We start from the raw sequence: 17,292 nt of genomic DNA, 5'->3' as shown, positions 1-17,292 counted from the left end.
TTCGTGTAAAGAGCGCGGACTTCAAAATTCTTGGGCCAGCAACACCCGCTGTCCGCCCGAAATCGGCAGGAAAACCAACGGAATGCGCACCGATACCGGCCATGTCTTCAAACTCGAAGACTACCGCCCCAGCGACTATCTCATTCCACGGATCAATCTCGATTTCCGCCTGTCACCGGATGCGACCCGCGTCATTGCCGTGCTCACCATCGAGCGGCGCGAAGGCGTCGCCGCTTCCGCGCCGCTTGTGCTCGACGGCGACGGGCTGACGCTGCTCGGCGTTGCCATCGACGGGCAGACCCTCCCAGAGGCCGATTACCAGGCGACGCCGGACCAGTTGACCATTCCGACGCCGCCGCCCGAGCAGCGCTTCGAGCTTCGCCTCGAGACCGAAATCGCGCCGTCCAGCAATGAAGCGCTGATGGGCCTCTATCGCTCCAACAATGTCTATTGCACGCAATGCGAGGCCGAGGGCTTTCGCCGCATAACCTATTTCCTCGACCGGCCGGACATTCTGTCGGTCTACACCGTGCGCATCGAGGCTCCGCATAACGAAGCGCCGCTTTTGCTTTCCAACGGCAATCCTGTCGAAAGCGGCACGCTCGCCGACGGCCGGCACTATGCTGTCTGGCACGATCCCTTCCCGAAACCTTCCTATCTCTTCGCGCTGGTGGCTGGCGCGCTCGGCAAGGTCGCGGGCAGCTTCACCACCCTATCCGGCCGCGAGGTCGAGCTCGGCATCTATGTCGAGCCCGGCAAGGAACGGCTCGCCGGCTACGCGATGGACGCGCTGAAGCGCTCGATGAAATGGGACGAGGAAGCCTTCGGCCGCGAATACGACCTCGACGTCTTCAACATCGTCGCCGTGTCCGACTTCAACATGGGCGCGATGGAGAACAAGGGCCTCAACATCTTCAACGACAAATACGTGCTGGCCGACGAGGAGACGGCGACGGACGCCGACTTCGCCAATATCGAAGCGATCATCGCGCATGAATATTTCCACAATTGGACTGGCAACAGAATCACCTGCCGCGACTGGTTCCAGCTCTGCCTGAAGGAAGGGCTGACGGTTTACCGCGATCACGAATTTTCCGCCGACCAGCGCTCGCGCGCGGTGAAACGCATCATCGAGGTGCGCACGCTGCGCGCGCATCAGTTCCCCGAGGACCAAGGGCCGCTGGCACACCCGGTCAGGCCGCGCCGCTACCGCGAGATCAACAACTTCTATACCGCCACCGTCTACGAGAAGGGTTCGGAAGTGGTGCGCATGATCCGCACCATCCTCGGGCCGGAAGCCTTCCGCGCCGGCATGGACCTCTATTTCGAGCGGCATGACGGCGAAGCGGCGACCATCGAGGATTTTCTGAAAGTGTTCGAGGACGTTTCGGGCCGAGACCTCGCGCAGTTCGCGCTCTGGTACCACCAGGCCGGCACGCCGAACCTGACGGTGAGTTCCTCCTACAATGCCGCGGCCAAGGCGTTCACGCTGGAGATCGAACAGTCGGTGCCGCCGACGCCGTCGGAAAGCCGCAAGCGGCTGATGCACATTCCGCTGGGCTTCGGCCTGGTCGGCGCCGGCGGCAAGCCTGTCACTTGGGCAGCCGTCGACGGCGCCGCCGTCGAGGACGGCGTCATCCATATCCGCAAGCGGCGGCACACGGTGCGCTTCTCAGGCGTTTCGGAGCGGCCTTCGGTGTCGCTCAACCGCGGCTTCTCGGCGCCGATCACGCTCTCGGTGCAGCAGAAGGCCGACGACCAGTTCTTCCTCGCCAGCCATGACAGCGACTCTTTCTCGCGCTGGCAGGCATTCAACACGCTGCTTACCGACGCGCTGATCGCTGCCTTCCGCCAGGTGCTGGGAGGCAAGAAGCCGGCTTTCGTGGAAAGGCTCGCCGAGCTTGCCGGAAGGAGCGTTGGCGATGAGAGGCTGGAGCCGGCCTATCGGGCGCTGGCGCTATCGCTGCCCGGCGAGGCCGACATCGCGCGCGACATCGGCAAGGGCATCGACCCCGACGCCATCTTCGTCGCCCGCGAGGCACTGGCGCGGACGATCGCCGCCGCAAACCGCGAGGTCTTCTCGGCGCTCTACGACAGCCTCGCCGACAAAGGCCCATTCACGCCCGACGCGGCGAGCGCCGGGCGGCGGGCGCTGCGCAACGTCCTGCTCGATTACCTTTCGCTGCTGCCCGAGGGCGCGGCACTTGCTGCACAGCACTTCAACGCCGCCACCAACATGACCGACCGCGCCGCGGCGCTCACCGTGCTGGCGCACCGCCACGCCGGCTCTCGCCAAGCGGAGGAGGCGCTGGCGACCTTCGAGGCGAGGTATCGCGGCGATGCGCTGGTGCTCGACAAATGGTTCCAGATCCAGGCCGGCGTGCCCGGCGCGCAGACCGTCGAGAAAGTGCGCGCGCTGATGCAGCACCCCGCCTTCTCGATCGCCAATCCCAACCGGGTGCGCTCGCTGATCGGAACTTTCTCCAGCGCCAACCAGACCGGCTTCCACCGCGCCGACGGCCAGGGCTACCGCTTCTTCGCCGAGACCGTGCTGGAGGTCGAGAAGCGCAATCCGCAAGTGGCGGCAAGGCTGGCGACGGCACTGCGGTCCTGGCGCTCACTGGAACCGGTTCGGCAGAACAAGGCAAGGCAGGCGCTGCTGCAGATCGCGAGCGCCGAGAACCTGTCGGCCGATCTGCGCGACATCGTGGAGCGCACGCTGGCGTAGCGGTGGAGCGCCAATCTCCCCCTCGTGGGGAGATCAGCAGTTGCGACGAATTTCAATCAACTTTTAATCTTTTTTGGCCGCGCCTCTGGACAAGGCGAATCACCTTTGATTCCTTACTGACGATTCGGGCGTGCGGCGTAGCCGGGTCGTCAAGTATGCGGCAAATCGGGGAGTGCCATTTATGGCCAAGACGGACGCGTGGGGCGCGCCCGGAGGGAAGGCTTTTGCGCGTCGCGAGGCAAGAGGCGACGGGCTTGCCGGCAATGCGCGCCTGATCGCCGAGCCCGCCTACCAGCGGCTGGTGGCGGCGGAGCCGCTGCTGCGCCGCTCGATCCCCGCGCTGATCATCATCTTCCTGATCGTCATCGCAGCACTTCGCTTCCTGTCGCTGGTGAACGACCGGGACGCGGTCGAACGCGACGCCAAGGCGGTGCTGGCTTTGGCCGCGGGCCAGATGGCGCAGGCGATCACCGCCGACCCGAACGCGGCCGGCGCCAATGCCATGGATCTTCTGGAAAACACCAGCCGCCAGGGCGCCATGGGCCGCAGCCATGTGCTGGCCATCACCGACGGCGCCTTCAAGATCATCGCGGTGTCGCCATTGTCGACCGGCTGGGAGGGGCGCTCGCTCGACAGCCTGGTGCTGGGCGGCCAGCCGCTGTTCATGTTCGGCGACCGCGCCGGCGTGATGGATGTCAGCATCGGCGGGAAGGACTGGCTTGGCGCCGTCAGCCTTACGGGCGACCGCAAGAACGCCGCGGCGGTGCTAGTGCCCAAGGAGGCGGTGTTCGACGGCTGGCGCAAGACGGTGTCGCTCAACGTCACCCTGTTCGTTCTGACGGCAGGCGTTCTGATCGTCATCCTCTATGCCTATTTCGGCCAAGCGGCGCGCGCCCAGGCAGCCGATCGCATCTATCTCGAGGCGCATCAGCGCATCGACATGGCGCTGGTGCGCGGCCGCTGCGGGCTATGGGACTGGGACATGGTGCGCGGCAAGATGTACTGGTCGCGCTCGATGTACGACATGCTGGGCTATGAGCCGTGCGATACGATGCTGTCGTTCGGCGAGGTCGACGAGATCATCCATCCTGACGACGGCGATCTCTTCGAGCTCGCCAACCGCATCGTCGAGCGCGAGATCGACCATATCGACCAGGTGTTCCGCATGCGCCATGCCGACGGGCAGTGGGTGTGGATGCGGGCCCGCGCCCAGGTGATCGACCCGGAGGCGCCCGAGATCCAGCTGATCGGCATAGCCGTCGACGTTACCGAGCAGCGGCACCTGGCGCTGCGCTCGGAAGCGGCGGACATGCGGCTGAGGACCGCGATCGAGAACATCAACGAATCCTTCGTGCTATGGGATGCCGCCGAACGGCTGATCATGTGCAACTCCAAATTCCAGAAGGACAACGGACTCTCGGACCGCGACGTGGTGCCGGGCGCAACCCGCGACATGCTGGAGGAGCGCATGCTCGCCTTCGCCTCGGAGCGCAGGCTGGCCAACGCCAATGGGCCGCATGGCGGCATCACCATTGAGAGGCAACTGGCGGACGGCCGCTGGCTGCAGGTCAACGAGCTCAGGACCAGGGACGGCGGCATCGTCTCGGTCGGCTCCGACATCACCCAGATCAAGCTGCACCAGGAAAAGCTGGTCGATAGCGAGCGGCGCCTGATGGCGACGATCCACGATCTCAGCCTCGCCCGCCGCGCCGAGGAGGAACGCGCCAAGGAGCTGGTCGAGCTCAATCGCAAATACATGAAGGAGACGGAGCGCGCCGAGGCGGCCAACCGCGCGAAATCCGAATTCCTCGCCAACATGTCGCATGAATTGCGCACGCCGCTCAATGCCATCATCGGCTTTTCCGAACTGATGGAACAGCGACTGTTCGGGCCGCTGGGTTCCGAGCGCTACGAGGAATATGCCAGCGACATCAACGGCAGCGGCAAATATCTGCTGGGCGTCATCAACGACATACTAGACATGTCGAAGATCGAGGCCGGCCAGTTCTCCCTTGACCGCGAGGAGATCGACCTCTGCCCGCTGATCAAGGAAACGGTTCGCGTCATCTCGCTGCAGGCGGCGGAAAAGTCGATCACGGTGGAAACGCGGATCGCCGACTCGATGCGGCTCTACGCAGACCGCCGCGCGATCAAGCAGATCGCCATCAACCTGCTCTCCAATGCGGTGAAATTCACTGGACAGGGCGGCAAGATCACGGTCAGGGCGCGCAGCGCGTCGGGCGCGCTGGTTCTCACCATCGAGGACAATGGCTGCGGTATCCCAAAACAGGCGCTGAGCAAGCTCGGGCGGCCGTTCGAGCAGGTTCAGAATCAGTTCTCCAAAAACCATACCGGCTCCGGCCTTGGGCTGGCCATCTCGCGCTCGCTGGCCGAACTGCAGGGCGGCGCGCTGAAGATCCGCTCGACGGAAGGCGTCGGCACCATCGTGTCGGTGCGCATCCCGCTCAAGAAGTCGCCGTCCACGGTGAAGGCGGCGGCCTGAATTACGGCCTGGAGTTTCGAAATGCCGGCGCGAAGGAATGAGCCGTGGTTATTCCCGCGAGGTCGGCGCTCCCGCACGAAGCAGACGGTCGAAATCCTTGCGGACCTTCCGCGACGTCTCCTTGAGATGTGCTTCCAGCACGGCGAAATCCGGCAGGTCGGTGACCGCCAGAAGCAAATCCGAAAGCCCCGGCGGGACATCGTCCCGGTGGAACTCGCCGGTAAGGCAGAGCCTGATCATCTGGGTCAGGGCCAGATAGAGCCGCCAGGCCTCGCAAAGCTCCTGCCTGACATCGGCTGCAGCGAATTGCGGCCCCAGCCGCGCCAGCACATCCGCCGTCGCCGTCACCCGGCGGCCGGGCTCGATAGCGCCGGTGATGACCGCGACCTGGGCGATGAATTCGAGGTCGATGAGGCCGCCAGGGATCAGCTTGATGTCCCAGAGATCGCGCGGCGGCTTTTCCTTCTCGATCAGGACGCGCATCTCCGCGGCTTCCGCCTTCACCTTGGCGCCGTCGCGCGGCTGGGCGAGCACCACCGCGACATCCTCCTCAACCTCGGCGCAGAGTTCGGCATCGCCGCCGATGGCGCGGGCTCTCGCCAGCGCCATGTGCTCCCAGGTCCAGGCGTCCTGGCGCTGATATTTCTTGAAGGCATCGACATGGGTGGCGACCGGCCCCTTGTTGCCGGAGGGGCGCAAGCGAAGATCCAGCTCGTAAAGCACGCCTTCGGCCGTCGGCGCCGAGACGGCGGCGATCAGCCGCTGGGTCATGCGGGTGTAGTAATGCGAGGGCGCCAGCGGCTTCTCGCCGTCGGATTCCTCCGCATCCAAATCGTGATCATAGAGCAGGATGAGATCGACATCGGAGCCGGCGGTCAGCTCGCGGCTGCCGAGCTTGCCCATGCCGAGCAACGCCACCCTGCCCCCGGCAACGCTGCCGTGGCGCAGCGCGAACTCGGCGATGACCGCGTCGAGCGCCGCCTCGATGGTGAGATCGGCGAGGTCGGAGAAGGCGCGCCCCGCCCGCGCCGGATCGATCGAGCCGGCAAGCAGCCGCACGCCGATCAGGAACTTCTGCTCGGAGGCGAAGATGCGCAGACGGTCGAGCACATCTTCATAGGCGCGGTCGCCCTCGATGAAGGCGGCAAGCCTGGCGGAAAGATAGGCGCGGTCCGGCAATTCGGTGAGCAGCGCCGGGTCGAGCAGGCCGTCGAAGACGTGCGGCCGGCGCGTGATGATGGCGGCGAGCCGCGGGGCGGCGCCCATGATCGTCGCCATCAGCTTGAGCAGTGCCGGATTCGACTGTAGTAGCGAGAAGAGTTGGATTCCGGCCGGCAGACCGGCAAGGAACTCGTCGAAGCGGACCAGCGCCTCGTCGGCGCGGCGCGTCTGGCCGAAGGCTTGCAGCAGCGCCGGCGTGAGCTCGGTCAGACGTTCGCGCGCCTCTGCCGATTGCGTCACGCGGTAGCGGCCGAAATGCCAGCCGCGGATGACGCGGCAGATGTCGCTCGGCCGCTGGAAGCCGATGTGATGCAAGGTCTGCAGCGTGTCGGGATCGTCGACGTCGCCGGTGAAGACCAGGTTGCCGACGCCGGCCGACAGTTCGGGTGCCGTTTCGAACAGCGCCGCATAGTGGCGTTCGACCTGCTGCAGCGAGGCGCGGAAGGCTTCCGCAAACTCCGCCTCGCCGGCAAAACCCAGCATCAGCGCAATGCGCTCCAGTTCCTCGTCCTCCTCCGGCAGGATATGCGTCTGCTCGTCGGCCACCATCTGAATGGCGTGCTCGACACGGCGCAGGAACCAATATTGCCGGGTGAGCGCATCGCGCGCATCGGCGGTGATCCAGCCGCGCGCGGCGAGCGCACCCAACATCGGCACCGTCTCGCGGCCGCGCAATTCCGGGAAACGGCCGCCGGCAATCAGCTGCTGCGTCTGGACGAAGAACTCGATCTCGCGGATGCCGCCGCGGCCGAGCTTGACGTTATGACCCTTCACCGCGATCTCGCCATGGCCCTTGTGGGCATGGATCTGGCGCTTGATCGAATGGACGTCGGCGATCGCGGCATAGTCCATGTATTTGCGCCAGACATAAGGCTGCAATTCCTTGAGGAAGGCGGCACCCGCCGCAAGGTCGCCCGCCACCGGCCGCGCCTTGATCATGGCGGCGCGTTCCCAGTTCTGGCCGCGTGCTTCGTAGTAGCGAAGTGCGGCCTCGACCGGGATCGCCAGCGGTGTCGAGCCGGGATCGGGACGGAGCCTCAGATCGGTGCGGAAGACGTAGCCATGCTCGGTGCGGTCCTGCAGGATGCGCACGAGGCGGCGGGTAAGGCGCGAGAACAGCTCCGTCGCGTCCAGCGGATCGATGACGGCCGGCGCCTCCGGATCGAAGAAGACGACGAGATCGATATCGGAAGAGAAATTCAGCTCGTGCGCGCCGAGCTTGCCCATGCCGAGCAGGACCCAGCCCGAACCGTGCGCGGGATCTTTTGGATCCGGCACCTTGAGCTTGCCCTGCCCGTGCGCGTCCAGCAGCAGGAAATCGACCGCAGCGCGCGTTGAGGCATCCGCGAGGACGCTTAGGCGGCGCACCGTCAGCGCGGTCTTGGCCTCGCCGGAAAGGTCGGCGAGCGCGATCAGGAAATGCGCTTCGGCCTTCAATTGCCTGAGCCCCATCATCAGGCTCGATTCCGAAACATTCTCGGCCCGTGGCGAGCGGCCGATCACCTCGCCGATCTCGTTGAGCCGCGCTTCGATCGTCTTGTCGAACAGTGCATCGAGAATGGCTGGACGGCGACGCGCCGCATCGCGCAGGAACGGCGACAGGTCGAAAACGGCGGCGAGCAGATCCTGCAGCGGCCCCCCGCCGGTTAGGAATGTCGCCAGACGGGAAAGGCCGTCTTCCCCGGCGGCGTCCGCGATCTCGGACAATTCCCGCCGGGCATGGTCGCCATCCAGCGGGCGAAGCGCCAGCGTCGGGCGGAGTTGCCATTCGGTCTCGATCTTTTTCTTTGCCATCCTCGCCGCCATCAATGCGTCTCCCGTGCCGGGAAACTCATGACAACGGACAATCCGGGATTGGCGGGCAAAAGATCAAGCCTGCCATTGTGGAAAGTCATGATCGCCTTGGCGAGGCTGAGGCCCAGGCCCGAACCCGGCTGCGAACGGCTCTTTTCCAGCCGCACGAAGCGCTCGGTGGCCCTGGCGCGATCGGTATCGTCGGGAATGCCATGGCCATTGTCGGCGACGGCCAGCTTGACCTCGCCGCCGGCGCGCTCCAGCGTGACGCGCACCTTCGGGCTCTCGGTGGCGTCGGTCGAGTATTTGATTGCGTTGTCGACGATGTTGGACAGCGCCTGGCCGATCAGCTCGCGGTTGCCGTTGATGGTGATGGCTTCCGGCACCGTCGCTTCCAAGGCAACGCCCGCTTCCTCCGCCACCGGTTCGTAAAGCTCAACGACATCGCTCACCGTGGCGGCGAGATCGACCGGACTGGTCGTCTCGGAGGAATAGCCGGCCTCCAGCCGCGAGATCATCAGGATGGCGTTGAAGGTCTTGATGAGCTGGTCGGACTCGGCGATCGTGCTCTCCAGTGCCTGGCGGTAGTCTGTCGTCTTGTGCTTGCCGGCGAGTGTCGCCTCGGCGCGGTTGCGCAGCCTGGTCAGCGGCGTCTTCAGGTCGTGGGCGATGTTGTCGGAGACCTGCTTCAGCCCCTCGTTCAGCATGGCGATGCGGGCGAGCATCGTGTTGAGGTTTTCCGACAGGCGGTCGAATTCGTCGCCGGCGCCGGTCACCGGCAGCCGCCCGCCGAGGTCGCCGCCCATGATGCGGCGGCTCGCGTCGGACACGCTGTCGATGCGCTTCAGCGCGGCGCGCCCGACAAAGAACCAGATCAAGAGCCCGCCGAGGCCCATCATGCCCAAGGCCAGCATCAGCGAACGGCGGATGACCGCGCGGAAGCGTTCGGGCTCGCCAAGGTCACGGCCGACCAGCATGATCATCTGGTTGGGGAGTCTCAGCACCAGTGCGATAGCGTTGTGGCCTTTCTCGCCCTCTGCCTGCGCACTGCCGGCACCGGACGACGGCGCGGTCTGGTCTCCGCCGCGCAACCGGTCGAGCTCGCCCTCGCCGAAGCGCTGGTAGGAAAACGGCTCCGTCGTCCAGCCCTCGGTCTCGATGACCCCCGGCTCGAGGCTCTGCACGTTGCCGGTCAGGATCTGGCCGTTGGCGTCGGCGATGAGGTAGAGATTGGCGCCGGGCTGGCGGGAACGGGCCTCGACGACGCGCACCAGCACCGGCAGGCCGCCGCGCTGATAGGCTTGGGCCAGGCCGAGCACCTCGTCGTTGATGGTCTCCTGGGTCTGCGCCGTCAGCATGCGCGCCGACAACGACGTCATGTAGAAGACCAGCAGCACGGCGCAGAGAGCGAAAAGCAGAAGATAAAGCGCCGAGAGCCGGGCCGCCGTCGTCTTCATGATGGCCGGCAGGGAAAGAGCCATTTGCTCCTAGATCAGGATGACGATTGGTTGAATCGTCATCCTGATCTAACTCCTTGTTGTAGCATGATCTTTTCCGAAAACCGGTTCCCACTTTTTGCTTTCGCTGACCTTCGGTTCGGGATCAATCCTCTAGCCGCCCTTCAGCATGTAGCCGGCGCCGCGGATCGTGTGCAGGATCGGCTTGTCGAAGCCCTTCTCGATTTTGCCGCGCAGCCGAGAGACGTGGACGTCGATGACGTTGGTCTGCGGATCGAAATGATAGTCCCAGACATTTTCCAGCAGCATGGTGCGCGTCACCACCTGGCCGGCGTGGCGCATGAGATATTCGAGCAGGCGGAACTCGCGCGGCTGCAGCGTGATCTCGCGGCCGGCGCGCTTGATCGAATGGGAAAGACGGTCAAGCTCGAGATCGCCGACACGGTAGACGGTCTCGGATTCCCGGGCGCTGGCGCGGCGGTTGAGGACCTCGACGCGGGCGAGCAGTTCGGAAAAAGCGTAGGGCTTGGTCAGATAATCGTCACCGCCGGCGCGTAGGCCGGTGACGCGGTCGTCGACCTCGCCCAACGCCGACAGGATCAGCACCGGCGTGGTGTTGCCGCGCGAGCGGAGCGCTGCGATCACCGACAGGCCGTCGCGGCGCGGCATCATGCGGTCGACCACCATCACGTCATAGTCGCCGGCATCGGCGAGCGCGAAGCCGGTCTCGCCATCGCCGGCGACATGGGCGGTATGGCCCGCCTCGGCGAAGGCCTTCTTAAGGTAATCCGCTGCCTCGCGATCGTCTTCCATGACGAGAATCTTCATGGAGCCGTTATACGCGATTTCACCGGAAGATTGAGGGGCAGCCATTCCACTTACCCTTGCATTTGCCAGCCGCGTGTCGTGATCCCAAAAACCGGCACCACTTTTGGGCGACATGCGTTTTTGCTCGCATGCCGCGATCCCAAAACCGGTGGCCACTTTTGGGCGACATGCCGGTAAAGCGGCAGCGGGTGATGGGAAACCCGCTGCCGCCAGGAGCGAAACACGGTGACTGACTGACGTGCTCGGCCCCATGTTTTCCCGGCGGCGGCTCGGGGGTGTTGAAACAGCCGCAAGGAAAAGTCGCCAGAGCAATTCCAGGAAAAGTGTGAAACGGTTTTCCGTCCGGAATTGCGTCAAAAAGCTAGAGCGGTCCGGCGTTTCCGTGAAACGATGAACCGCTCTGTCGGATCAGCCCTTGCCGACCGGCAGAGCGACGAAGCGGTTCGAGTCGTCGCGCGTGATCTGCATCAGCACGGCCTTGCGGCCCGACTTGGCGGCGTCCGTCATAGCCTTGGAGACGTCGTCGGTAGTGTTCACCTCATTCGAATTGATCGAGGTGATAACGTCGCCGGGCTGGATGCCGCGGTCGGCCGCATCGCTGTCCGGATCGACATCGGTGACGACCAGGCCCTTGCCGTTTTCCGACTTGGTGACGGTGAGGCCGAGATCGGCAAGCGTATCGGCCTTGGCCGGGGCCGCCTGCTTGTTGCTGTCGTCGTTCGAGGCCTGCTTGTCGCTCGAAGGCAGCGTGCCGAGATCGACCTTGACCGTCTCGTTCTTGCCGTTGCGCCATACGGTGACGTCGACCGACTTGCCCGGCGCATAAGCGCCGATCATGCGGGCGAGTTCCTTCGGCGAGGCGACATCCTTGCCGTCGACCTGGGTGATGACATCGCCGGCCGTGATGCCCGCTTTCTTGCCGGGACCGGCGTCCTGCGCGCTCGAAACCAACGCGCCCTTGTCCGACTTCAGGCCGAGCGACTCGGCGATGTCGGAGGTGACCGGCTGGATCTCGACGCCGAGCCAGCCGCGCTGGACGGAGCCGTTCTTCATCAGGTCTTCGACGACCTGCCTGGCGGTCGAGGCCGGAATGTCGAAGGCGATGCCGACGCTGCCGCCCGACGGCGAGAAGATGGCGGTGTTGATACCGATCACCTGGCCGTTGAGGTTGAAGGTCGGGCCGCCCGAATTGCCGCGGTTGACGGAGGCGTCGATCTGGATGAAGTCGTCATAGGGTCCGGCGCCGATGTCGCGGCCGCGGGCCGAGACGATGCCCGCGGTGACGGTGCCGCCGAGGCCGAACGGGTTGCCGACGGCCACCACCCAGTCGCCGATGCGGATCTTGGAGTCGTCGGCGAAGTCGACATAGGTGAACTTGTTGCCGTCGACCTTCAACACGGCGAGGTCGGTGCGCGGATCGGTGCCGATCAGCTTGGCGTCGAGTTCCTTGCCGTCGTTGGTGACAACGGTGAAGTCCGAGCCTTCCGAAACGACGTGGTTGTTGGTGACGAGGTAGCCGTCCTCGGAAATGAAGAAGCCCGAGCCTTGAGCGACAGGGCGCGGCTCGCCATTGCCGTGGTTGCGGTGGTTGAACTGGCGCGGGCCGAACTGACCGCCGCCCTGGTCGCCGAAGCCACGGAACTCCTTGAAGAAGCGGCGCAGCTGCGGATTGTCGGGCAGGTTGTCGAAGCCGTCCTGATCGTCGGAGCCGTCATCGGCCGTCGGCTGGATCTTGGCCTTGACCCTGACGCTGACGACCGCCGGCGAGACGTGTTCGACGACATCGGCGAAGCTCGGGACCTGCGGGGCCTCGACGCGCACCGCATCGGCCAGCACGGGAGCAGTGCCGGTTGCGAGCGCACCAACGCCGAGCGCACCGACGACGGCCAGGGAAGCAACGGCGGCCATCAGGCGCTTGCGTGTGCCGGAATATGAATTGGGGGCAATATTCATGGGTTTCGTATCCTCTTTGGAAGGGATGCGCTCAGGCGACGCATCCTCGGGCAAGAGGATTAGAGAGCCGCACATTACGGCGCCATTTCCGGTACATGAAAATTTTGTAATGTTTGGCCACCGGAGGGCGGCTCAGTCCCGATGCAACATCTTGTCCAGCGCGGCCTGTTCCTCGGCGCTCAGGGCACCGTCCGGCGTCGGGCGCCGCGAGCGGGCGCTGAGCACGATGAAGATGCCGCCTGCGATCAGCAGAAGCGCCGGCGTGCCCCACAGAAGCGCGTTGCGCAGGCTGAAGCGCGGCTTCAAGAGCACGAACTCGCCATAGCGCGAGACGATATAGTCCATCACCTGCTGGTCGGTGTCGCCCGCGACAAGGCGCTGGCGCACGAGGATACGTAGGTCGCGTGCAAGGTCGGCATCGGATTCGTCAATCGACTGGTTCTGGCAGACCATGCAGCGCAGGCCTTCGGAAAGCGCGCGTGCCCTCGCCTCCAGCGCCGGATCGGACAGCACCTCGTCGGGCTTCACCGCCTGCGCTGCGCCGGCGAAGACCAGGGCCAGTAGGAGAAGCAGCGAAGCGAGCGAAAACTTCGCTTTCATGTCGAGCTCATTGACGCGGCGGCGGCCAGTTTGCGCCGTCTTGCGGGCGCGCCGACGCGCAGGCGGCGATCGAGCAGCGACAAGGCGGCGCCCACCATCATCACCAGGCCGCCGCCCCAGATCAGCGTCACCAGCGGCTTCCACCAAAGGCGCACGACGACGGAACCGTCATTGCCCTCGTCGCCGAGCGACAGATAGAGCTGGCTCAAGCCCAGCGTCCTGATGCCGGACTCGGTCGTCACCGTCTGCCGCACCGGATAGAAGCGCTTCGCGGAAGTGATCTCGCCGTCGGCATTGCCATCTGAGATTAAAAGGAAGTGGCCGCGATCCTCGGTGAAGTTCGGGCCTTTCTGCGGGTTGAGACCCTCGAAGCGCAGCGTATGGCCGGAGAGTTCCACCGTCTCGCCGGGGCGCATGGTGAGAATCTTCTCGGTGCCGAACGACAGCGTGCCGACGATGCCAAGCAAGGTGAGCCCAAGACCAAGATGGGCAAGCGCGGTGCCGAAGACCGAGCGCGGCAGGCCGGCGAAGCGCCGCAGCATGACAGCGGGCGCCACCGAGCCGATACCTGACTTGACGGCAAGGTCGGTAAGCGCGCCGGCGACAAGCCATGCGGCGAGGCCGACGCCAAGCGCGGCGAAGACCGAGGCGCCGTCGATGAACAGGCCGGTGGTGAGCATCGCGGCAAGCGCCAACGCGAGGGCCGCCATCAGGCGCTGGGAAGCGGCGAAGATGTCGCCACGCTTCCAGGCCAGCAGCGGACCAAAGGGCACGATGGCCAGCAGCGGCAGCATCAGCGGGCCGAAAGTCAGGTCGAAGAAAGGCGCACCGACCGAGATCTTGCCGCCGGTGAGCGCTTCGAGCGCAAGCGGGTAGAGCGTGCCGACCAGCACCGTCGCGGTAGCTGTGGTCAAGAATAGGTTGTTGAGGACCAGCGCGCCTTCGCGCGAGATCGGGTGGAACAGGCCACCGGCGGTCAGCGTGGAGGCACGCAGCGCAAACAGCGCCAACGAGCCGCCGATGAACAGCGTCAGGATGCAGAGGATGAAGACGCCGCGCGCCGGGTCGGTGGCGAAGGCGTGGACCGACGTGAGCACGCCGGAGCGCACCAGGAAGGTGCCGAGCAGCGACAGCGAGAAGGTGAGGATCGCAAGCAGCAGCGTCCAGATCTTCAGCGCCGAACGCTTTTCCATGACGATCGCCGAATGGAGGAGCGCGGTACCCGCAAGCCAGGGCATGAAGGAGGCGTTCTCGACCGGGTCCCAGAACCAGAAGCCGCCCCAGCCGAGTTCGTAATAGGCCCAGTAGGAACCCATGGCGATGCCGCCGGTCAAAAACATCCAGGCGACCAGCGTCCAGGGCCGCACCCAGCGTGCCCAGGAGGCGTCGATGCGGCCTTCGATGAGTGCCGCGACCGAGAAGGAGAAGCAGATCGAGAAGCCGACATAGCCGAGATAGAGCAGCGGCGGATGAACGGCGAGGCCGAGATCCTGCAGGATCGGGTTCAAGTCGCGGCCCTCGATCGGGGCCGGGTTCATCCGGATGAAGGGGTTGGAAGTCGCCAGGATGAACAGGAAGAAGGCGGCGCCGATCATGCCCTGCACGGCAAGGACATTGGCCTTGAGCGTCGCCGGCAGGTTCGAGCCGAAAACGGCGACGAGCGCGCCGAAGAAGGTCAGGATCAGCACCCAGAGCAGCATCGAGCCTTCGTGGTTCCCCCAGGTGCCGGTGATCTTGTAGATCATCGGCTGCAAGGAATGCGAGTTCTCCCAGACGCTCGCCACCGAGAAGTCGGAGCCGGCATAGGCGGTGGCGAGCGCGGCGAAAGAGAGCGCTGTGAGCGCAAAGCCGGTGACCGCGACCGGACCGCCGACCGCCATCAGCCGCCGGTTGCCGGTGCGGGCGCCGACGAGCGGCACCAGCATCTGCACCAGCGACAGCGCGAAGGCGAGGACGAGCGCGAAATGTCCGGTCTCAACCAAGTTTATTCACCTGCTTTTCGCAGGTTCTTGTCGCAAAACCGCGAGGCATTTTTGCGGAACCTGCTCATTCACTCTTGCTTTCCTGCCAGACGCCCTTGGCCTTCAGGCCGTCGGCGACTTCCTTCGGCATATAGCGCTCGTCATGCTTTGCGAGCACGCTGTCGGCGACGAAGACGCCGTCCGGCCCGAACGCACCCTCGGTGATCACGCCCTGCTCCTCGCGGAAGAGATCAGGCAGGATGCCAGTATAGCTGACTTTGACCGACTTCTGCTTGTCGGTGACCGAGAAGGCGACGGCGGCGCCCTGCCCGCGCACGATGGTGCCTTTCTCGACCAGGCCGCCGAGACGGATGCGCTGTCCAGGCTCAACGGTTGCGGCAGCAAGATCGGCCGGCATGTAGAAATAGGAGGCCTTCTGGCCGAGCGCGTAGAAGGTGAGCCCGGCAGCGGCGCCGAGGAAGGCCAGCCCCGCCAGGATCACCGACAATCGCTTCTGCTTGCGCGTCATCTCCTACTCCGTCGCCGTCACGCCGAGCGAGGCGGCAAAGGCGGTGAATTTCTTGGCTTGCTCGCTGTCGGCGCCGAAGGCGGCAACAGCGCGGCCGAGCGCGCCGCGCGCCTGGCCGGCCTTGCCGAGCACGACATAGGAACGAATGAGCCGCATCCATCCTTCCTCGTCGCGCGGATTTTGCTTCAGCCTGTCGTCGAGGCCGGCGACCATGGTCCCGATCATCGCCTGCCGGTCCTGCGGCGACATCTGCTGCGCCGCCTCGACCTGATCGGCATCCGGGCCGGCGGCCGGCTTGCCTGCCGTAACCGGCGGCTCGGCCGTATCGGCGAGCGCCTGCTGGACGGCGCTGCGCCAGGGCGAATCCGGCGCAAGCTGGCCGAGCATCTTCCGCCAGGCAGCCGCGGCTTCCGTCTTCCTGCCTTCCTGGGCGAGGCCCATCGCCAGATAGAAGCTTGCCTTGGCGTTGGCGGGGTCGAGCTTCAAGGCCGCGTCGAAGGCGCCTTGAGCCTCGGCCGTGACGATGCCGCCGGCGGCATTGGCGATCGCCTCGCCAAGGCCGGCCTGCCGGACGGCACTGTCGCCGTCTAGCCGGATGGCGTTGCGATAGGCGGTTATCGCATCAGGGAAGCGCTGCAAGCGCAGATAGACCGGCGCCAGCACGTCCCAGCCCTTGCCGTCGGACGGATTGGCGGCAAGATGCGCCTCGGCGCGGGCGACCAGCTCGTCAACCGAGGAATCGGCCGGGTTCTTGGCAAGCCGCTCAGTCAGAGGCTGCGAGGGCAAATCCGGCGAACCGAGCGCGCCGTAAAGCCCCCAACTCACCAGCGGCACCAGCAGCACGGCGGCGGTGGCGACCAGCCTTGCGGTGCGCGAGGAGCGCGGCGCTTCCTTGCCAAGCTGGCTTCCCGCGCCGAGACGCAGGATGCGGCGGCCGATCTCGGCGCGCGCTTCCTCGGCCTCGTTCGGCTGGATCAGGCCGCGCGCCATGTCGCGGTCGAGCTCGGAAAGCTGGTCGCGATAGACTTCGAGGTCGTGATCGCCGGCTGCCGACGCGCCTTTCGTGCCGCCGGCCAGCGGCAGAAGCACCGCAAGGCTGGCGCCCAGCGTAAGGATTGCGGCTATGACCCAGAACAGCATGGCTATTCCAATAACGGCAGAGCCCCGCCCTGCCAACACGACCTTCGTGCGACGCTTTGACGGCAGATGCGCCGTCTGACCTTGATCAATATCAAAATCGCGCCGACCGTTGTCTGACTTAGGTCAGCGGCGTCCAGCTGCCATCGGCATTGCGGCAGGCGGTGCCGCGCGCCGTGACCCCCGTGCCGCTCGTATAGACGGTGTGGGTGTACTGGCGGCAGTCCTGCGAGCCGACCCGATAGGGCTGGGCGGCAACGACCTCGCCATAATGGGTCGAGCTGTCGCCCTTCCACGTCACCTTCTGGCCGCTGGCGTTATATTCCAGCGCCTTGTATTCCGCCTCGAGGCCCTTGCGCTTTTCGGCGTCGCTCAGACCCGAACCGATGGAGCCGCCGACGAGACCGCCATTCATGGCCGCGACGATGCTGGTTCCGACCTTGCCAGCGGTCGGCGGCGTAGCGACGGGCGTGACCGGAGAGGTTGGACCGCCCCTGCCCAGTGTCGTGCAGCCCGATACGGCCATCAGGGCGGAAACAAGCGCGACGCGAATCTTCATGCCAGCAACCAGTTCTCTTGAG

General features: G+C 65.3%; 11 protein-coding genes. 2 read left to right on the top strand and 9 right to left on the bottom strand.

Features of this window, described 5'->3' with window-relative positions:
- Window positions 1–82 precede the first annotated feature (82 nt).
- On the top strand, window positions 83–2,728 hold the full coding sequence (pepN, locus tag AU465_RS15635; protein ID WP_192249076.1) for an aminopeptidase N: 2,646 nt from the start codon (window positions 83–85) through the stop codon (window positions 2,726–2,728).
- Window positions 2,729–2,909: 181 nt separating this feature from the next.
- Window positions 2,910–5,231, top strand: coding sequence for a PAS domain-containing sensor histidine kinase (locus AU465_RS15630; protein ID WP_192249073.1), 2,322 nt, complete (start codon window positions 2,910–2,912; stop codon window positions 5,229–5,231).
- A gap of 48 nt (window positions 5,232–5,279) precedes the next feature.
- On the opposite strand, the gene AU465_RS15625 is transcribed toward AU465_RS15630, so the two are convergent.
- From AU465_RS15625 to AU465_RS15585, 9 genes are all read right to left on the bottom strand, one after another.
- Window positions 5,280–8,246 (bottom strand): bifunctional [glutamine synthetase] adenylyltransferase/[glutamine synthetase]-adenylyl-L-tyrosine phosphorylase, encoded by a 2,967-nt coding sequence (locus tag AU465_RS15625; RefSeq protein WP_376774857.1) that lies wholly within the window; start codon window positions 8,244–8,246, stop codon window positions 5,280–5,282.
- A gap of 11 nt (window positions 8,247–8,257) precedes the next feature.
- Complete coding sequence (locus AU465_RS15620; RefSeq protein ID WP_192249067.1) at window positions 8,258–9,727, bottom strand: sensor histidine kinase; 1,470 nt, start codon at window positions 9,725–9,727, stop codon at window positions 8,258–8,260.
- 129 nt (window positions 9,728–9,856) lie between these two features.
- Entirely contained in the window at window positions 9,857–10,531 is a 675-nt protein-coding gene (locus tag AU465_RS15615; RefSeq protein ID WP_192249064.1) for a response regulator transcription factor, read from the bottom strand.
- Window positions 10,532–10,939: 408 nt separating this feature from the next.
- Window positions 10,940–12,484 carry a Do family serine endopeptidase gene (locus AU465_RS15610; protein ID WP_192249060.1) on the bottom strand — a complete coding sequence of 515 codons (1,545 nt, stop codon included), beginning with the start codon at window positions 12,482–12,484 and terminating at the stop codon, window positions 10,940–10,942.
- 132 nt (window positions 12,485–12,616) lie between these two features.
- The gene (locus AU465_RS15605; protein ID WP_192249057.1) at window positions 12,617–13,084 is read right to left on the bottom strand and encodes a cytochrome c-type biogenesis protein; all 468 of its coding nucleotides are present in this window, start codon (window positions 13,082–13,084) and stop codon (window positions 12,617–12,619) included.
- Window positions 13,081–15,066 (bottom strand): heme lyase CcmF/NrfE family subunit, encoded by a 1,986-nt coding sequence (locus AU465_RS15600; protein ID WP_192249054.1) that lies wholly within the window; start codon window positions 15,064–15,066, stop codon window positions 13,081–13,083. Before AU465_RS15600 ends, AU465_RS15605 begins: the two co-directional genes overlap by 4 nt.
- Window positions 15,067–15,130: 64 nt before the next feature.
- Window positions 15,131–15,574, bottom strand: a complete 444-nt coding sequence (gene ccmE, locus AU465_RS15595) for a cytochrome c maturation protein CcmE (protein ID WP_192249051.1) — start codon at window positions 15,572–15,574, stop codon at window positions 15,131–15,133.
- 3 nt (window positions 15,575–15,577) lie between these two features.
- The gene (gene ccmI, locus AU465_RS15590) at window positions 15,578–16,714 is read right to left on the bottom strand and encodes a c-type cytochrome biogenesis protein CcmI (RefSeq protein WP_192249048.1); all 1,137 of its coding nucleotides are present in this window, start codon (window positions 16,712–16,714) and stop codon (window positions 15,578–15,580) included.
- 118 nt (window positions 16,715–16,832) lie between these two features.
- On the bottom strand, window positions 16,833–17,270 hold the full coding sequence (locus tag AU465_RS15585) for an RT0821/Lpp0805 family surface protein (RefSeq protein ID WP_192249046.1): 438 nt from the start codon (window positions 17,268–17,270) through the stop codon (window positions 16,833–16,835).
- Window positions 17,271–17,292: the final 22 nt, after the last annotated feature.

Source organism: Mesorhizobium silamurunense, from assembly GCF_014843905.1.
GTDB lineage: Bacteria > Pseudomonadota > Alphaproteobacteria > Rhizobiales > Rhizobiaceae > Mesorhizobium > Mesorhizobium silamurunense.
The sequence above is the reverse complement of the archived record's forward strand: the minus strand, read 5'-3'. Positions and strand labels throughout refer to the sequence as shown.